The following is a 16,666-nucleotide window of genomic DNA, read 5'->3' on the forward strand; positions in this document are numbered from 1 at the left end:
TTAATTGAATTGCTAAACAGATTAATAGGGAAATAAAAACGTGCTTGAATCAAAAACTTAACAACCTTGACTGCTTAATGTAATGCTTACACAATGAATTTAAATAATGTTGCAGGTGAACTAAGGACGGCCTTAAATGAAGTCAGATGCCTTTAAAAATGATGGACTACACCAACCAATAACAGAAAAATCATCTTCGAAGCTTAAATTTACTCTTAGCCGGGAGAAGAGTGTAGAGCTCTGGTTAAAAGGTAAGGATGAGTGGAACTTATGGATGAAGAACCACCCGGATACTTACGTTGACTTCAATCATGTAAATTTCACCCCAGACTCACTGGCAAGTGTTGCACCAGATGAAGATCTCGCTATTTACGGTAAACATCATCGATATTTAAAAACTATATCTTTTGAAGGCTATATTTTTAATGGCGGTGCAGATTTCACAGGAGCAAACTTCCCCTCACCGACCCACTTTGATGACGCAAGATTCGAAGGTGAAGCCAAATTTACTGGGGCTAAATTTGGTGGTGAAGCAAGTTTTACCAATACCATTTTTAACTCATATGCCAATTTCTCAAATGCTATATTTAGCCGCACTGTTGCTTTTGCTGCTACACACTTCGCTTCAAACACTCATTTTAACTCAGCCACATTTGAATGCATGGCTTATTTCACTGAGGCAGCATTCAATATAACAACAAACTTTTCTCATGCTGAATTTAAAGGCGGCACACACTTTTTGGCGGCAACATTTGACTGTATTTTTGTTGATTTTAAGGAAATTAAGTCAACATCTACATTTAGTTTCGAAGGTGCAATAACAGACCAAATACAAAAGCTTTCATTCAAAGGAAGTACGTTCGACAAAGACTTTATCATTGATGGTAACTTTAACTGTATACCTGATTTAAGAGGCACAAAACTAAACCACCACACTGAACTGAGTGATCTAAAGTGCAATCTAATAAGAGAAAAGGCAATTCCATTCACCCCTATTCTTAAAGTTGTTGATAAACTTGACGCTGAAAAGCTCTGCAGGCTTAAAGAGCTCGCTGAGCAAAACAAGAACCACGATAAAGCTTTAATGTTCCACGCTGATGAAATGAGAGCGAAAAGATGGACAAAGCTAAATACAGCGCAATCAATATTGGATTTACTCTACTCAGCAACAAGTAATTATGGCCAAAGCATTATGCGACCTTTGCTGTGGTTGTTCTTATCATTCATGCTGTTTAGTTCATACCTAGCTGGTAAATCTGAACTAGAGATGAGAGAAGCACTTTCACCCGCGGCTACGACTTCAATAGCCACAATGACACCTTTTATTTCCGTTTCCAAAGATGCTAGACAATTTGGGATGGGACAGTTATTTAAAACTGATATACCTAGGAATTATTACCTCTGGAGCTATGCTCATGCCAGCGCTTCATTTGTTTTTATATTCTTAATTGGGCTTGGCTTAAGAAATCGCTTCAGAATTTAAGTTGGTTAAAGTGTTAGATGATTAATTGGCGAAGGAATTCTAGCACTTCTATCCAAAAGGAAAGGTATCCAATACAAATATCAAAGCTAACGACTAATATAGCCCCTAGCACTTCAGGTAAGGTAGCTAGATGCGGATGCAAGTAAGGTGTTATTAAGGGCCAAAATATAGCCACGAATAAATTGATCCAGAATTGAGATGTTTTATTTTTTAACATTATTGTTTTCCTCTTTGTTATTTTTTGCACACACAAAAACCCACCGAGGCCAGTTGACCTAGTAAGGATGAGTGCGAGCAGGTTTATTATTGACGCCCCTGAAATGTTAAAAAGTAAAGTATTTAGAAGTAAACTTTGACGCTTTCTAATGTGGGCAGTTGAGAACGAACTAGATTGAACTGTAGCTCAGCAGTTACTTTGTATATCCTCCATATTTTATTCACTATATTGTTACATTATAACATATATTATTCAGAAGTAAAACATACCCGCTTTACGCGAGATTAAGCACTCTCTATCTTTTAGATAAAAGGGGGGCTTGACCGCACCTGCGAAGGCAAAATTTAGCGGTCAAGCGATAAACAGTTATGAATATTTATGGTTGAGAACTCAGCTCGATTGGAGAGAAAAGATCAGAAATAGGAGGTTTAGCTGTTTTATTAGGCCAAAGTATATTCTCTACTTGTTTGCTCTGCTCCCAATGAACAAAGTCAGGAGCTTTGTCTATTTTCGCCTTTTTAATATTGGCACCAGAAGCGCTACTCAAATTATCAGCAACACTTTCAACAAAAGATAACACGTTTGGCTCATCAGTTGCTGCATTATAGTATGCAATCAAAACCCCATTGAAGAAAACGGCTTTATCACCGTCTTCCGAAGAAATTGAACATAAATCCATAGTTACTCCAGCTCATATATTTTTGCCAAAGCTATCATATGCGTTAAATCGCGCCCGATTCTGGGAAAAAGATTTAAATTTAACTAATAATTGATGAAATCACATAGACCGCGAGCCGAAAAGAAACTTCTTGGTTGTAATGTGGAATATTCACATCTAAAATTACTGTTTATTTATACAGTAATTTGTAATTATGCTTAGCAAACTTACCCCTTCAAGCACAGAACTACCTATTGCAGACTTTTCAGTTGCTGCAGGTTTCCCCAATCCATGCGAAGATCACCTATCCGACTCAATCAGTTTAGATGAGCTCCTAATTAAGCGCCCTAGTAGTACATTCCTATTCAGGGTGTCAGGCAACAGCATGTCCCCTGACATTACTGACGGCTCGATAATAGTTGTAGATAGGTCAGTAACAATTAAAACTGGACGAATCGTATTAGCTACATTAGACAACGAATTTGTTGTGAAAGAACTACAATTAAAAAACAACAAAGCCGTTTTTATTAGTAAAAACCCCGACTTCGAGCCAATTGAAATTGATATCGATGAAAACAATGACTGGGATACTCATGTAGTCTGGGGCGTTGTCACTGGTTTAATCAAGATATTCTAATTATGTGGGTTCTTTGCGACATCAATGCTGCTTACGTTTCGTTTTGCCAACTCTTTAACCCCCAATACGACTTTGATAAAACCCCTCTTGGCGTTCTTAGTTCTAACCAGGGCAATGTTGTAGCTCGAAATCAAGCTATCAAAGATTTAGGTATCAAAATGGGAGAGCCAGCATTTAAAGTTAAACAACTGGTGGCTGCGCATGGTGGTCACTTGTGGGGGAGTAATTTCACGCTGTTTGGTGATTTGAGTAACCGTTTTCATACCGAGTTAGAGTACTTCCTATTCGATACAATACGATACTCTGTTGATGAATGCTTTGGGCGCATCGATATAAACTTTACAAAAGATATAAAAGACTACGCACACACCATACAGAGGACACTTAAGAGGAACTTAGGTATTAGTTGTGGCTTGGGTATATCTCAGACAATGACACTAGCGAAACTTGGAAGTCACTGCGCCAAAAAGAAAGAGTGGAAAGAACACACCAATGGTGTGGTTGTATTAGATTCACAATACAAAATTGATTGGGCTCTCAAACATACTCCTGTAGAGGATATTTGGGGGGTTGGAAGTAGAACTACTAAAAAGCTAAATAAATTTGGAATCTATACGGGGTATGACCTTAAAAATGCCGACATTAGTTGGATCAAAAAGACGTTCACAGTTGTTCTTGCCCGTACTGTGGAAGAGTTACGAGGAAAATCTGCGGTTGAATTGAAAGATGTAAACGACTCTCGCGATAGAATTTGCGTATCTCAGAGTATGGGAAAACCGGTGATAGAGCTTACGGAGCTTTCTGAAGCTGTTACAGCACATGCAACAAAGGCTGCGTTTAAACTTCGTCGATTTAAATCTTACACATCGGCAATAACAATATTCATCCACACAGATTCATTTAGACAGGCAGAGCCGCAGTATCATAAGTCACAATCAATTAAACTACCCTACCCCACCGCGGATACATCAACACTGGTGTCTTATGCAAGCTTTGCATTAAAAGCTATTTATAAGAAGGGGTTTAAATACAAAAAAGCTGGCGTTATTTTTGAAGAACTTTCATTACACGATGATATGCAACAACTTGAACTGTTATCTGAGACTTTACCACTGAATATTAGCTCAAAAACGTTGGTCATTGATGAGATAAATAGAAAATTTGGACGTAGTGCAATAAAGCTCGCAAGTGAAGGGTTCTCTCAGTCTTGGCGGCCTAAAGATGATTTAGCACCTTTGAGTTATACAACAAAACTTTCAGATTTACCTATTGCGAAAGCATAAAGATTATTTAGAAGAACCCTACCAAGGTATAAACCCCAGAGTAAATAAAATAACCCAACCCAATTGAAAGAATGGTAATGTTAAAAGCCAACATGAATAGCTTAAAATTATGCGATAAATCGGGCATTTCCATGATGCACCTACAGTGTTTTTTAATGTTATTAAATCATGTATAGCAGACTATCTTAAATAATTCCTTAAATTAAGGTACAAATATGCACGAAATACCGGTCCCATTTGGTATCAATAACTCAGGCCATTTAATTGCAGCTCAATCGATTCAAGTGGGCGGAACCTATACTTGTCCATATTGTGGTGAAGAGCTTATGTGTGATTTGTCTTCTATGCAAAATAAGATGCTCATCCACCCAAAAACTAACAACTGCATCAGCCTAAGTGATAGTTATAATAAAGCCAAAAAACTAATTAAAGATGTCATCTTAGAAAACAAAAAGGCTGAGACAACAATACAGATCCATCAAAATTGCTATCAATGCCTCAAAGAAATACAAAGAGATATAAAATATTGTTCATTTGAAGGGGTTCAAACTGATTATTACTACCATGACTCAGTATGTGATGTGATTGGGCAATTTAGCCATAAAGGACAGTCAATCTATTTGGGCATCGAAATTGTATCTGAACAAGAGCAAGACTGGAGACCATATAGCATTTCAAATGGTTCGGCATTAAGAAGCTGGATCAAACTAAAAGCCTCTGACGTTCTTAAAGATCCATACAATTGGCGACCTCTAAACTCAAAGTTATCACCAAGGCTTTGCCAATCATGCAGCAATACCAGCAAGAAAGGCTCTAAAATAGTTGCTGTTGCAGATAAGTACTCAATTCCTAGAGAGCTGTACACAACTGCTCGCAAATCCCCAGATAAGCCGTTCATAGCCGACATTGAAACTTGCTATAGATGTTCAGAAGTAATCCCCGTATTTTGGTGGTTAGGGACGCCATTTTGCGAAGATGAACCACCATTTCCGCGCCCTTATACAATTGAGCTAAGATTTTCCAAGCAATACGGCGGTAAATACTGGGCAAACACTTGCCCTAACTGTAAATCAATACAAGGTGATAACCATCTCCATGTATTTGAAACAGCGCAATTCAAAGATTTACTATCACCTAAAGTTAAAAGCAGGGAGTCTAATGCTATTAGCATGCTCATGGAGCGTACCAAGCTATTCTATTAGTGCGCTAGCTATGGGCGCAGCACTTCACTAATGAAAGGCATTAGTAGGAAGCGTATAGCCGCGTATTCACACACTAAATAAAGCAGCCCTAAAGCCAGGCTAAAGTTAAAGCATAAAATTATGAATATAATCGCGGTGAGTAAGAGGAAAGCTAATAAAATCATAGCTAAGATGTTAGGGTTTTGAATTAGCCAGTATATAAACACTTTCATGGTGTTAACTGCCCAATGCTTCAAAGTCTATCAATTCTCCTGTATATGTATCCTTTACAACCCCATTTTCAACGGTAACGAAGATAACATTATTCAACCCACTCTTCTTAGTAATACGGATAGAAGCATATGACGAAACTAGTTTTCTAACTGTATCTTCAAGCGTCTTAACATCACTTAATTTAACGTCATCATGCCCAATTCGTTTTAAAGTAAACATTCGATTACAACTCCTTTGATTGTGATGTGAGTGCCAAGCAGACATGCAAACGATGGCTCTCCCTATCATTGCTATACCAGCCACAAAGCCTATGAACGTCACAAATAGCAATATGAAATCAGTTTTACCTGTCATACAAAACAGATAAGCATAGAAAGCTCCTGCACTAAAAAACATCAAACCCAAACACAGCTCAAATAAATTAAGCCATCGCTCGGCCATTGAGTATTGCTGACTATCCATAGAAAACACCAGATAATTAATAACTGACGACCATCCTATGCTATCCAGTAAATCGCGCTTAACAGCGTGAAAAAATCAAAATTTATAAGAAAAACAGGCTTTTTTAAGAAGAATTTGAGATAATATTTTTTGAGCATTAAAAATTAGCTCATGCATTAATTTTCGCTTTACCATCTAAAAATTAAAGCATACACTATAAAAAAACACATTCAGTAAGGTTCACAATGACTATCTCTAAAGTAGAAGCTACCGATATCTCGTTTGACGAGCTAAAAGAAGGTTCAGAACTGTACATTCAACGCCGTAATAGACGCCTTCTAAATAACCACCGCAAAGAGCTTAGAGTGTTTACTAAAGCTGAAGCAGTGGCGTACTTAGATATTGATGCAAGAACGTTAGATAAGTACTGCAAAGCTCTAAAAATTAACCCAAGAAGACATGAAGAGAGTCAGTGGTTATTGGATATCGAAGAGGTCTACAAAGTACGAGATTCACTTCCTGATGAACTAAAAAAACAATTACCATTTGTTCGCAGTGAAAGCCAAGACCTACAAGTTATAGTTGTTCAAAACCAAAAAGGTGGTGTTGGTAAGACTGTTACTGCAGCTACAGCTGCATCTGGTTTGGCAACTGAGTTTCATCAAAACTATCGTGTAGGCTTAATTGATATGGATGGCCAAGGCACTTTATCAATGTATTATGCCCCTGAATCAGCACAAGAAGGCTGCTTATCTGTTGGTGACTTAATCATGGGGAACTATGAGCTTGATGAAAACGAAACGCTAAAAGAAGCTATCAGTGAAGCGTTCTTGCCGACCACTATTCCTAACTTGCGTATTTTACCAGCTTCACAATCAGATCGAGCAATTGAGGGCTGGTTTCATGAAGCAGTATTCAACCAGCAACTAAGCTCTCCTTACTCGATACTGCACGACATCATTGAACAAGTTAAAGATGAATTCGATATCATTATCATAGATACGCCTCCATCATTAGGCTACGCGACATACAACGCTTACTACGCTGGTACGAGTGTTATTTTCCCATTATCTGTTACTGAAAATGATATTGATGCTACGTGCTCATATTTTAGTTATATCCCGCAAGTATGGACGCTACTAAAAAATGCGAAACACCCGGGTTATGACTTTATGAAAATACTGCTTACAAATCACAAAGAGAGTTCAACCACTACTGATTTACAGAACAACCTTTATGATAGTTTTTCAACTTACCTTTACTCAACAGAGTTCAACAATAGTGAAGCTGTGAGACAAGCTTCATCATTACTATCAACCGTATTTGATATGTCTAAAAGTGAATACCCTAAAACCAAGATGACTTTCCAGAATGCACAACAAAATGGATATGAAGTTACCAGCCAACTACACCGTGATATTCAAAAAGTGTGGCGCGAACAAGAGAAGGAGCAATAAAAATGGCTAAAAAAAGAGGTACGGTCTCTCCACTCGGCAACACTGCAGGCTCAGAAGAAGCTATTGCAGATAGCAATAAGAACCAACTTGAGAGTTTGGCCAAGCGCTTGAGAATTGAAGCTGAAAAGAGTGAAACACCACTTGATGAAGTGCTCTCTAAGCATCTGGGAGTAGTCAGCGTAGGTCAAAGTAAAGTCTGGACATTAAAGTCAGGCCAAGAAGCCACATTCACACCGGTTACGTTGTCATATGAGCAGCTTAAATCAAATACAGTCGTTACTTTTGAAATCAACGGGCGCGAGCAATCACTATTAACAGAAGAGTCGCTTCAAGACTTATCAACATTAGATAATCAACAGTTCTACCCAGCAATTGGTCGACGTCTACCGGATAACAAGATTGACGTTCTTGATGGTTCACGCCGTCGCGCCTATGTACTTGAGAAAAGCGGTGCTATAGAAACTTTCTCAATGCTAGTTACTGATGACGAAATCAGTCTAAGCGATGCAAAGGCTCTCGCTACATCACTACAGTCAGTTAAAGAGCACAGCTTACGTGAAATTGGATTACGCCTAGAGCGAGACAAAGAGGCGTACTTAGCTGAACATGGCAAAAAGTTGAACCAGGCTGAGTTAGCGGAACGTCATGGCTTAAGTCAATCAAAGGTAAGTAAAGCACTACAGGCCGCAACAATCGATAGTGATTTAATTTCTGTTTTTCCAGATATTTCATTGCTCAACCACAGTGACTATAAAGCGCTATTGGCAACACAGGCTTTATTAGGTGATCAACTAAGTGATTTCACTGAAGAGCTAAAAAGTAAAGTTAATGAGCTAAAAGTTAGCGGTGGCTTTATCAAAGAAGACCTTAAAGACAAGCTCAGCAAACTAATAGCTGATGAGTCTAAGTCCTTCAAGCCAGCTACAGATAGACCAGTTGTGACGACATTATTCAAGTTTGAAAATAAAGATCAGTTTGCTCGCAAAAAAGTGAAAGGAAGAAACTTTTCTTATGAATTCGGTCGAGTTTCGAAAGAGATACAATCAAAAATTGATATCGCTATCAAAGAAATATTGAAAGATCTAGTATAAGTATTCAATTCAATCCAAATTTGGAAGGTGGCATGAATATCCCACCTTTCATTTAGAACAGTGCAGATTAGAGTATCTATTCCAATTCTATTTTCGTTATCTGACTTAGATCTAACTTTCTAAAACCTAAATATTACTGTAATTCTCAGACGCCAGCTCAAATACCTTCACTAACATCTTTTTTAATACCAACTTGTTTCGCTTTGGAAGGTTTTATTAATTTAACATTATCTCTCGGTAGCATTTTGAAGTTAACTGCTTTTTTTGTCTTTAGAATCTCGGGTGTTATTTCCCCAAGCAACGAAGCACTTAATATTGCACTACCCTTCCAGATATACCTCCACTTAAGCATCTGGCTAAAACTCTCGATAACATAGACTTTACTACCGAATTCAGCTCTAATTACATCTAAAAAAAGCTTAGAGTTAATTGGCCTAGGGCTTCGAAGTTCATATCCAACCTCATCCCAGCTTTCCCATTGAGAAAAATATAAAACGACTTCTTCATTAATGTGAAAGAAATAGTACGTATTTTCGAATGTGTCTGCCAGGCTCAGTTCAACTTCTTCCTGCTCTAAAGACTTTGTTATCGATACTATGTGAATGCTTTAATTGATGGGCTTTAGCTCTTATGGGCCCTTTAAGGTCCCATGCTTCTCACATTTTAGATACCGCGATATTTGAAGCTATTTTGAAAGCTGCAATTCTCATATATTTTCCCTCAAAGGCTACTTTTACAGCACCCACTACTGCAACAAAGGTAATTATGAAAAAAGCTATAAATCTGAAGTATTGGTAAATTTTATTGTGGGTCGCAAGGGATCACCGAACCTATGAATGTTATTTATACAGACTATAGAAACACAATCAAGTAAAAATCCCGATTTTTGATAACTTAGTTCACCAATATTATTTAAATGGTTTAAGAATTAGTGCGTTTATCAACACAACTAAATGGGATCAATAAACGATCGCCACTATTATGCTCCATCAGCAAACAATTGCCTGCTAGACAGTGGTATCAAAACACACAAGGGGGCTGTACCCTCAATCAGCCCAACATCTTTTTTATCTCAATCGTCTGTATTCAATTTTTTTATGTGACGATATTCACATTTGTAGGGATACTCTATGTGCCCAAGTGTTGGTAATAAAGCAACTTTAGAAAAATATCGTTCATTAATTAAAATATAGACCTTGAAATAGTAACACTTAACCCAAAGTATAAATTTTGTGCAATATCGCACTCTATATAATAAAGGAAAATGCCAATGAACGATTGGGATTATGTGAACTTTAGTCAAGATCATGAAATGAACTACCACTTAGAGCTAGTGAATAAGTCACAATCTAACGATAACCGAGCTTACTTAAGAAATAATACTCAAGTAACTGCTAAAAAAGCATTAAACAAAACAATTATTACTCATGGGGAATTTAAACCTTTTGTTCAAGCTGACAAGGCTCACCTTGATGACCCAAAATAAATAGGCTCAGGTTCTTACTAAAGTAATTAAAAAATAAGCTGACTTTCAATTTGTTGGCTTTTTTCTATAAGTGATCCGTAACTTTATTATTACCTTAATTCACTAAATATCAGCAACGCTTTCAGAACAAGTGATTTAAGCGTTATTTTTTGATTCTATAATATGTACATCATACTGAGGGAACGGGATAGTAATTCCTTTACTTTCCACTTTATCTATAGCATTACGCTGTGTTTGCCAATATACATCCAGTAATGAGCTGTAGCAACCCAAGCTCGAAGCAGCAAGTTCACAGAGCTATCTGCTAATATGTGGACTAAATGCTGAGGGGTTGATTCAATCAAAATTCGAGATTCTTCACAGACTAGTTCCCTCAATGCCGCAAGCCCAAACCATGCTATTTGGAGTTGATACAAAACTCCATCGGCGGTTTCAAGAACTGTGGTAAATAATCCTAAATCTTTTACATTTCCAGTATAGCTTGATACTTCAACAAACTCTGCCTTTTTAGTAGCTTTAAGAAAAATAGCATGACCCCCGCAGCCATATTACGGAGCGTGTCATTTAACGCTAGACCAATTGCTAAACCAGCGGTACCGTCGAGCGCAACAGTCTAGCCGCATAATCTAAAATAATCACAATAACAATTAAATAAACAACATAGTCTGAGAGTGTGGTAAGCAACTTTGTAATGATTTCATCGTGTTTGCTCCATCAATAAATGCCTTTATGGACAGAACGTTTTAGTAGTTTCTGAAAAAATACTTTTCCGTGTAAAATGAGAATAGTAAGTAATGTACTCTTGGCTATAATAACTTATAACTTAGGAATATCATCCTTATCTAATTTTAGGTGTTCTATTTCTAATTTTTGTTTGGAATTCAACATTTGGAGCTTTTTAATTTCTAACGATTGACTTTCAATTGTTTTTTCTAGTCTAGATATGTCACTCATACTAGGAATAGATTTAAGACTCTTTGATAGTGTTTGAATAGAATTAGATAGTTTTTCGGATTTACCATCATTTATATTTAAATAAATTGAATAAGAGGAAATAAGCAACCCAACAATAGTCAATATCACAACAACTATTGAAAAATAAATATTAACTTTTGCGTGTTTACTAGTTTTAAAACCAGACTCTTTAAGTTCATTTGCCACTTGAGTCTGAGATCTATTCATTTTAACTGCAAACTTTATTGATTCAGAGGATAACCCAACTAAGGTATCAAGTTTTTCTCCTAACTCTTTAAATGGACGCTCTTTATTTTCTACCGTGATTTTATGTATATTTTTTAATTTTTCATCCTGCTCAAATTCTTTTGCTTCTTGAATTTTACCTAAAATATTATCTACAGGCGCGGTGATTTTACTCATCCGTTCAATCGTATCATATAGTGGGTTTTCAAGTATTTGAGGACTCACTTGACGTGTTAACTTTGCCAGCGACTCTCCATATGACAGAGTCGATTGAATACTTTTTCCCAAACCATCTGAAAAGTATGAACGCCCAATTACAGACTCGGTTAGTTTATCTAAACGTTCCTTTGATTTTTCTTGCTCCTTGACTATAAGCCTATAAAGATATGATTTGAGGGATTCATTTTCATGTTTTGGTAACTCTATGTCTCCATATGAATATGAAATGCAAATGTCACCATCTTCATTTTTATCTTCTTTTCTTATTTCTTCCTTATTTAGTTCTGGGTTGTTATTTATATATAGTTCTATAATGCTGTCTATTTCCACTGGTGCTAACTGAGATATTTGTGAATCACTTAACACAGGTTCTTTTGGTTTGTTCCCAGCACCTTGGAGAGAGTCTTCAGGGAATGTTGTGCATTTTAAAAACTCTCGGAAGAATTCTTCTTCATCTGACTCGCTAATTGTGCAGCCTAAGTGTTTTTCAATTTCAACATAATCATTAGTAGATAGATAAAACACATAAAGATCACCAATAGATGACATGACAGAGCCATAACTTGTATTCTTGAAAAGTGAGCTAAGCAATTTTCCCATAACTAAATTAATGATCCTGAGGTTTATTCTTTAATTAAATAATAACAAATTTAGATGAAACTTTACTATTAAGATTGTTTCTTCATATTTCCCTTTGAAACGCAAAACATATAAAGATAAAAATTATCCACGATAAAACCTTACACCGAGTAATGATACCGTTGTTATGATGTTAGTATCAAAACGCATTCTCCTACAGCTATAAAATTAATAGAGTTTGATTTGGACACCACGCTGTAAGTTATCATTTAATCTGAACCACTTTCACTTAACTTGATACTTTACACTTTTACTGAAATCAATCTCAGCTTTAACAAATCAAAATTGATGGTCTTTTGAACAACAATGCATTATTCTGAAGTTGAGACATGCAAATTGTACGGGAGCCAATACCAAGCAACTTAACCGACTCCCCCCAATTTGCTGTACGATACTTAACATCACTCTTGATAACCCCCAACCAACTTGAAGCTCTACGGGTACTTACATCAAAGTGCTTAGCAAGTTTTTTGGCTGTGAAGTACCCACCATTTTCGAGCATAAATTCAGCTGCGTCATTTACTGATAACATAAGGTCCTCCAAATAGTTCATTTATTTGCAAGCATAGGTGGTCTAGCAAACAGCAAAGCCTGGTTTTGCAAGCTTCTCATACTGGATTTTCGACCATAGATAGATACAACCTTTACGGTACGATTAGGGACACCGGTATCAACCGTCTTATATTTATTGGTTGTACGGATGTTATATAGGAGTGCGCTCGCTTTATTTGCTGAAATAGAAAGTGCTTTTCCGAGGGATTGGGCCGTATAAAACTCCCCTGTCTCTAACATTAATTCAGCTGCTTTTTCTGTCGATGCCATTTTCAAACCTTTTATAATTGGAGATTTTTCGACAATATCAACAAATGAATTTTGCGCTCATTTTGAAAAATTAACTTAACAATGCCAGCCTTTGGGCAAAAGTCATTTTTGCTACCACCTTATGTGCACCGGTATCACTGAGTTTGTTGATGGTTGTAACTACATCATCAAACAAAGCAGCTGTACTATTAATATTCTTTTGAGCTGATTGAAACGCGCTTAGGAGCGTATCAAGTCGCGGGTTCCATTCATTTAACACCCATTTATCTACATTAGAACCAATAGCGCCATGAACTAAACGAGAGAACTCGGACTTAGCAGACCCTTTGTCTCTAAAGGTCATGTTATTGAATTCTGCTAAAGCTACTAAAGCAGGCTGCCAAACTTGTTGAGCCTCCAAAATTCTTTTATTGATTTTCTTTAATCGTTTGATGGCTTTTGTGGTTAATTGAACTTTTAATTTAGGATTGTTATTGACTAAACTAACGTCCTTGCTGGTCATAATTCTGCTAAACAAGTCTTCTATTTTACTTACTCCATCAAAATGCATCATAAGCCAAAGCTTTGCAGCATTACTTCTATCACTTATTGATACTGCGTGTGTATTAAACTCAGCTTTAAGAAGATGTAGGTTTTGCTTATGAATTGATTCGTTGATTACGATGTTTACACTTTCATCTAGAGCGTTAAGAGTTTCGTCAATGTTAACGTCAAAACTTAGGAGATTTGATCTAACATTTCCCCTTTGCTGGTTTCTGTACTTACGGATAACGTCAAGAACCTCAGCTTTATCTCTCCTATGCTGGCTCATAGCTATAGCGCCTTCAGAGGCTTTGACTACGTCAATTGGCATTGATTGGTACTTAAAGATAGAAAGTGAATCCATTACTTGAGTACGCTTTAGCAAAAATTGAAATTGAGATAGATACTTTCGCTCAATAGTAACACCACCCTCTGTAATCAAAAGCTCAGCAGCTTGCGTGCCTGGGTACTTTCTAACGTCATATTTATTAGACTTTCGAATATGGCGGTACTTAATTAATCTATGCATATAGTCGTTATGCAGCTCAAGCGCCCTATCAAGTCCACCAGCTTCTTTCCAGCAAGCTACGGTTTCTTGTGAGATGAAGATATTTTCTCGCGCTTCATCACTGTTCAGGAAGTCTTTATCATGCATGGATATCAGCTTTTGCGTATGAGCATCAAAGCAAAGCTTGAACATCTCTTTTTCCTGCTTATGTGCTTGATGATACCGGCTATCTACACTTAATGGATAAAACACCATTCTTGTATTGCCACGTGATATTTTTTTCTGTTAACCTTAGATACTCGTTGAGTAAAATTGATTTTTGCAGGTACTTTTCTAACGCTTTCACTGTATCCGGTAATTAAATTGGTTTTCTCAAAGTACTTTAAGCTACGAGTCAACTTTCTCTCACCAACAAGGTTGTTAAACATTTCAAAATTAAGCTCAAAGTCTGGTACCGACACCAAGAGACTTTCGAACTTTTGAATACAGTAACTATCAACTTCATTCTCTAATCCTGTATTCAATATCAGCTCTAAAAGCTTCCCAGAGACACCTTTCCTTCAAATAGAACCTTTTTGATTGTTGTTGTGTAAAGAAACTACACCATCAACTGTCATCGCTGTCGATAAAGCGACATCTAATTTACCCGCTGATATATTGAGGTCATAAATAGCCGTGACATTAGCGGAATTGTCTGAGCCTCTTTTGATACTACAATTCATATCTTCATCAAAAATATCACTTGCATCTAAAGGGCGGGTCCAAAGGTCTATTAATGATACGTGATCAAATACATGCTTATGGGCGTCTTCATCTCTTAACACTGGCATCATCACAGCTTCAGATAAAGCCTCATAACCTTGAATTTTACCGATATCAGCGTCACTCATCTCACTATTCAATTTTGGGTATGGTATCCACTCACTAAAGTAGTAATTAAGGTTCTGAGGGTTTAGTAAGGCTTCTGTATACATTTCTAAAAAAGCTTTCTTTATTTTAGGGGGTAGAGTTACATCGTTTTGAATACACTGAACACCTTCATGCTCAGCTTCTCTCCCCTGCTCTACTAAAGATTTGAAACGCTCTGAATGAGCAATGCTCTCTTGTGTTAGCTGGCAGGCGTACCTTACAATTTTATCTAAATGCTTGGGTTTTAAAGTATTCGGTTGCAAAGCAACACGATTATACCCTACAGGATCAAACGCCCGAGCGTGGAGAGCTCGCTCACTCATGTTAGAGCTAATTCTAAATAGCCGTTCTCTTAGCCTTAATGTATTTTCTACACCAAGCACTTCCCAACGTTTCAACTTTGCAAGGTTAGTAGCTGTTTTATCTTGCTTTGAAACGATAGTACAAATAGAACACCCGTAGCGTGCTTTGCCATTGCAACCTGCCCCACCACTTTGACCTGTAGCAATTTCGCAAGTCTCACTTGTACCATTACCGTATATCTCGATTAAAAGACCAAAGTTTGATAAAAAACCTGGTATGTCATAGCAAGATCTTTGTAGTGGTTTTGAACCAGCCAAGCTGAGCAAAAGAAATACATCATCAATCTCCCAGTCACGAATTGGAGCATAATTGTAGACTTTTGAGTTTCCAATAGACTGTGATGTCATTGAGTTCATTAAATCTTCTGCAGACTTACCTTTTAGATTGTGGCGCACCATATTCTTTGACCTACGCGAAGACCTTTTTTCCCTAGAACCTAAGCAAGAAATAATTGGTGAACTGGCATAATTGCCATATTTCTTTGAGTGCCTAATAGACTCTACAAGAGAGTTAACAAAGTGTTCGTTTGGGTTAACCTTAAAATTACTGAACAATCACCAGAGCGAGTTGGTGTTGCTGGAATTTTCTGGCCACCAACGTACCTAATGAAGAATTCATTGTTCAATGAAGGTTGGACTAATTTAAACTGAATATTGATACCTACAGACTTAGCATATTCAAGCATTCTCTTACTGGCATAGTTAACAAACATTTGCATAGGTATCGCTTCTGCTTTTGTATTAACTGTCGATACGATCAATGGGCGTTCTGGTTCAATGGTTTTTGCTGCAATAGCTTGGCGATAAGCCTCCATCACAATTAGCAATGTAACTGTCGAGTCTTTCCCAAAAGAACATAAAGAAGTAATTATTGCTCGCTCATTTTCAATTAGAGCTCTTATATCAGCTACAGATGAAGAAAAGGCTTGAGCAACTAATTTCTCTCTACTTACTTGGTTAACTGTTCCAACAACAACGCTATCAATGATGTCTATTGGATTAACTTTGAAAACACTCACTTCACACTCCAACTTAAATTTTGTAACTATGGTCACATAGGATATAGAACGCGCTTTGATTGAAATGATAACTAAATATTCTCCACGATTATTTTTTAAAAAAAGTCATACAGAACAATAACTAAAATATATTTACACTTAATTATTCAGGGTGAATTCGCCAAAATATTAACTCGAAAAAATATAAAGCTAACCTTAATCAACAATAGAAAACCTAAAAATATTCGCCAGCCTAAAAAAATACAAAAAACCATTCTTAATTAGACAGTTACATGAAGTTGATTCAAATTATTCAGGG

The 16,666-nt window shown here is 36.9% G+C and carries 15 protein-coding genes; 7 read left to right on the top strand and 8 right to left on the bottom strand.

Annotated features, from left to right (window positions below; translation table 11 throughout):
• The first annotated feature begins 136 nt into the window (after positions 1-136).
• Complete coding sequence (locus D0907_RS20275; protein ID WP_118845449.1) at positions 137-1,483, top strand: pentapeptide repeat-containing protein; 1,347 nt, start codon at positions 137-139, stop codon at positions 1,481-1,483.
• Between the two features lie 593 nt (positions 1,484-2,076).
• Here D0907_RS20275 and D0907_RS20280 read toward each other — a convergent pair.
• Positions 2,077-2,379, bottom strand: coding sequence for a hypothetical protein (locus tag D0907_RS20280; protein ID WP_118845451.1), 303 nt, complete (start codon positions 2,377-2,379; stop codon positions 2,077-2,079).
• A 193-nt stretch (positions 2,380-2,572) separates the two neighbouring features.
• On the opposite strand from D0907_RS20280, the gene D0907_RS20285 reads away from it, so the two are divergent.
• The 3 genes from D0907_RS20285 to D0907_RS20295 all read left to right on the top strand — a co-directional run bounded on the left by D0907_RS20285 (position 2,573) and on the right by D0907_RS20295 (position 5,480).
• A complete protein-coding gene (locus D0907_RS20285; protein WP_118845453.1) occupies positions 2,573-2,995 on the top strand; it encodes a LexA family protein in 423 nt (140 codons plus the stop codon).
• A gap of 2 nt (positions 2,996-2,997) precedes the next feature.
• Positions 2,998-4,278, top strand: a complete 1,281-nt coding sequence (locus D0907_RS20290; RefSeq protein ID WP_118845455.1) for a Y-family DNA polymerase — start codon at positions 2,998-3,000, stop codon at positions 4,276-4,278.
• A 215-nt stretch (positions 4,279-4,493) separates the two neighbouring features.
• The gene (locus D0907_RS20295) at positions 4,494-5,480 is read left to right on the top strand and encodes a hypothetical protein (RefSeq protein ID WP_118845457.1); all 987 of its coding nucleotides are present in this window, start codon (positions 4,494-4,496) and stop codon (positions 5,478-5,480) included.
• 216 nt (positions 5,481-5,696) lie between these two features.
• Here the strand turns inward: D0907_RS20295 and D0907_RS20305 are convergent, their stop codons facing one another.
• Positions 5,697-6,155, bottom strand: coding sequence for a hypothetical protein (locus D0907_RS20305; protein WP_118845460.1), 459 nt, complete (start codon positions 6,153-6,155; stop codon positions 5,697-5,699).
• Between the two features lie 224 nt (positions 6,156-6,379).
• Between D0907_RS20305 and D0907_RS20310 the strand changes: the two genes are divergently transcribed.
• The 3 genes from D0907_RS20310 (at position 6,380) to D0907_RS20325 (ending at position 10,168) form a co-directional block, all read left to right on the top strand.
• Positions 6,380-7,591, top strand: coding sequence for a ParA family protein (locus D0907_RS20310; protein ID WP_036973958.1), 1,212 nt, complete (start codon positions 6,380-6,382; stop codon positions 7,589-7,591).
• 2 nt (positions 7,592-7,593) lie between these two features.
• Positions 7,594-8,682 carry a ParB family protein gene (locus D0907_RS20315; protein ID WP_118845463.1) on the top strand — a complete coding sequence of 363 codons (1,089 nt, stop codon included), beginning with the start codon at positions 7,594-7,596 and terminating at the stop codon, positions 8,680-8,682.
• Between the two features lie 1,270 nt (positions 8,683-9,952).
• Complete coding sequence (locus D0907_RS20325) at positions 9,953-10,168, top strand: hypothetical protein (protein ID WP_118845467.1); 216 nt, start codon at positions 9,953-9,955, stop codon at positions 10,166-10,168.
• Positions 10,169-10,984: 816 nt separating this feature from the next.
• Here the strand turns inward: D0907_RS20325 and D0907_RS20335 are convergent.
• The 6 genes from D0907_RS20335 to D0907_RS20365 form a co-directional block, all read right to left on the bottom strand.
• Entirely contained in the window at positions 10,985-12,136 is a 1,152-nt protein-coding gene (locus tag D0907_RS20335) for a hypothetical protein (protein ID WP_118845469.1), read from the bottom strand.
• A gap of 361 nt (positions 12,137-12,497) precedes the next feature.
• Positions 12,498-12,758 (bottom strand): hypothetical protein, encoded by a 261-nt coding sequence (locus D0907_RS20340; protein WP_118845471.1) that lies wholly within the window; start codon positions 12,756-12,758, stop codon positions 12,498-12,500.
• Between the two features lie 17 nt (positions 12,759-12,775).
• Positions 12,776-13,048: a hypothetical protein gene (locus D0907_RS20345; protein ID WP_118845473.1), complete on the bottom strand. Its 273-nt coding sequence runs from the start codon at positions 13,046-13,048 to the stop codon at positions 12,776-12,778.
• A 70-nt stretch (positions 13,049-13,118) separates the two neighbouring features.
• Positions 13,119-14,333, bottom strand: a complete 1,215-nt coding sequence (locus D0907_RS20350; protein WP_118845475.1) for a hypothetical protein — start codon at positions 14,331-14,333, stop codon at positions 13,119-13,121.
• Positions 14,334-14,638: 305 nt separating this feature from the next.
• Complete coding sequence (locus tag D0907_RS20360; protein ID WP_118845479.1) at positions 14,639-15,748, bottom strand: hypothetical protein; 1,110 nt, start codon at positions 15,746-15,748, stop codon at positions 14,639-14,641.
• A gap of 101 nt (positions 15,749-15,849) precedes the next feature.
• On the bottom strand, positions 15,850-16,368 hold the full coding sequence (locus tag D0907_RS20365) for a hypothetical protein (RefSeq protein ID WP_118845482.1): 519 nt from the start codon (positions 16,366-16,368) through the stop codon (positions 15,850-15,852).
• Positions 16,369-16,666 lie beyond the last annotated feature (298 nt).

It is taken from the genome of Pseudoalteromonas lipolytica (assembly GCF_003515105.1).
In the GTDB taxonomy this organism is placed as follows: Bacteria; Pseudomonadota; Gammaproteobacteria; order Enterobacterales; family Alteromonadaceae; genus Pseudoalteromonas; species Pseudoalteromonas lipolytica.

Bases quoted from the DNA above. Each gene is read 5' to 3' on its own strand.
- D0907_RS20275 (WP_118845449.1), top strand. From the start codon at position 137: ATGAAGTCAGATGCCTTTAAAAATGATGGACTACACCAACCAATAACA.
- D0907_RS20280 (WP_118845451.1), bottom strand. From the start codon at position 2,379: ATGGATTTATGTTCAATTTCTTCGGAAGACGGTGATAAAGCCGTTTTC.
- D0907_RS20285 (WP_118845453.1), top strand. From the start codon at position 2,573: ATGCTTAGCAAACTTACCCCTTCAAGCACAGAACTACCTATTGCAGAC.
- D0907_RS20290 (WP_118845455.1), top strand. From the start codon at position 2,998: ATGTGGGTTCTTTGCGACATCAATGCTGCTTACGTTTCGTTTTGCCAA.
- D0907_RS20295 (WP_118845457.1), top strand. From the start codon at position 4,494: ATGCACGAAATACCGGTCCCATTTGGTATCAATAACTCAGGCCATTTA.
- D0907_RS20305 (WP_118845460.1), bottom strand. From the start codon at position 6,155: ATGGATAGTCAGCAATACTCAATGGCCGAGCGATGGCTTAATTTATTT.
- D0907_RS20310 (WP_036973958.1), top strand. From the start codon at position 6,380: ATGACTATCTCTAAAGTAGAAGCTACCGATATCTCGTTTGACGAGCTA.
- D0907_RS20315 (WP_118845463.1), top strand. From the start codon at position 7,594: ATGGCTAAAAAAAGAGGTACGGTCTCTCCACTCGGCAACACTGCAGGC.
- D0907_RS20325 (WP_118845467.1), top strand. From the start codon at position 9,953: ATGAACGATTGGGATTATGTGAACTTTAGTCAAGATCATGAAATGAAC.
- D0907_RS20335 (WP_118845469.1), bottom strand. From the start codon at position 12,136: ATGTCATCTATTGGTGATCTTTATGTGTTTTATCTATCTACTAATGAT.
- D0907_RS20340 (WP_118845471.1), bottom strand. From the start codon at position 12,758: ATGTTATCAGTAAATGACGCAGCTGAATTTATGCTCGAAAATGGTGGG.
- D0907_RS20345 (WP_118845473.1), bottom strand. From the start codon at position 13,048: ATGGCATCGACAGAAAAAGCAGCTGAATTAATGTTAGAGACAGGGGAG.
- D0907_RS20350 (WP_118845475.1), bottom strand. From the start codon at position 14,333: ATGGTGTTTTATCCATTAAGTGTAGATAGCCGGTATCATCAAGCACAT.
- D0907_RS20360 (WP_118845479.1), bottom strand. From the start codon at position 15,748: ATGGTGCGCCACAATCTAAAAGGTAAGTCTGCAGAAGATTTAATGAAC.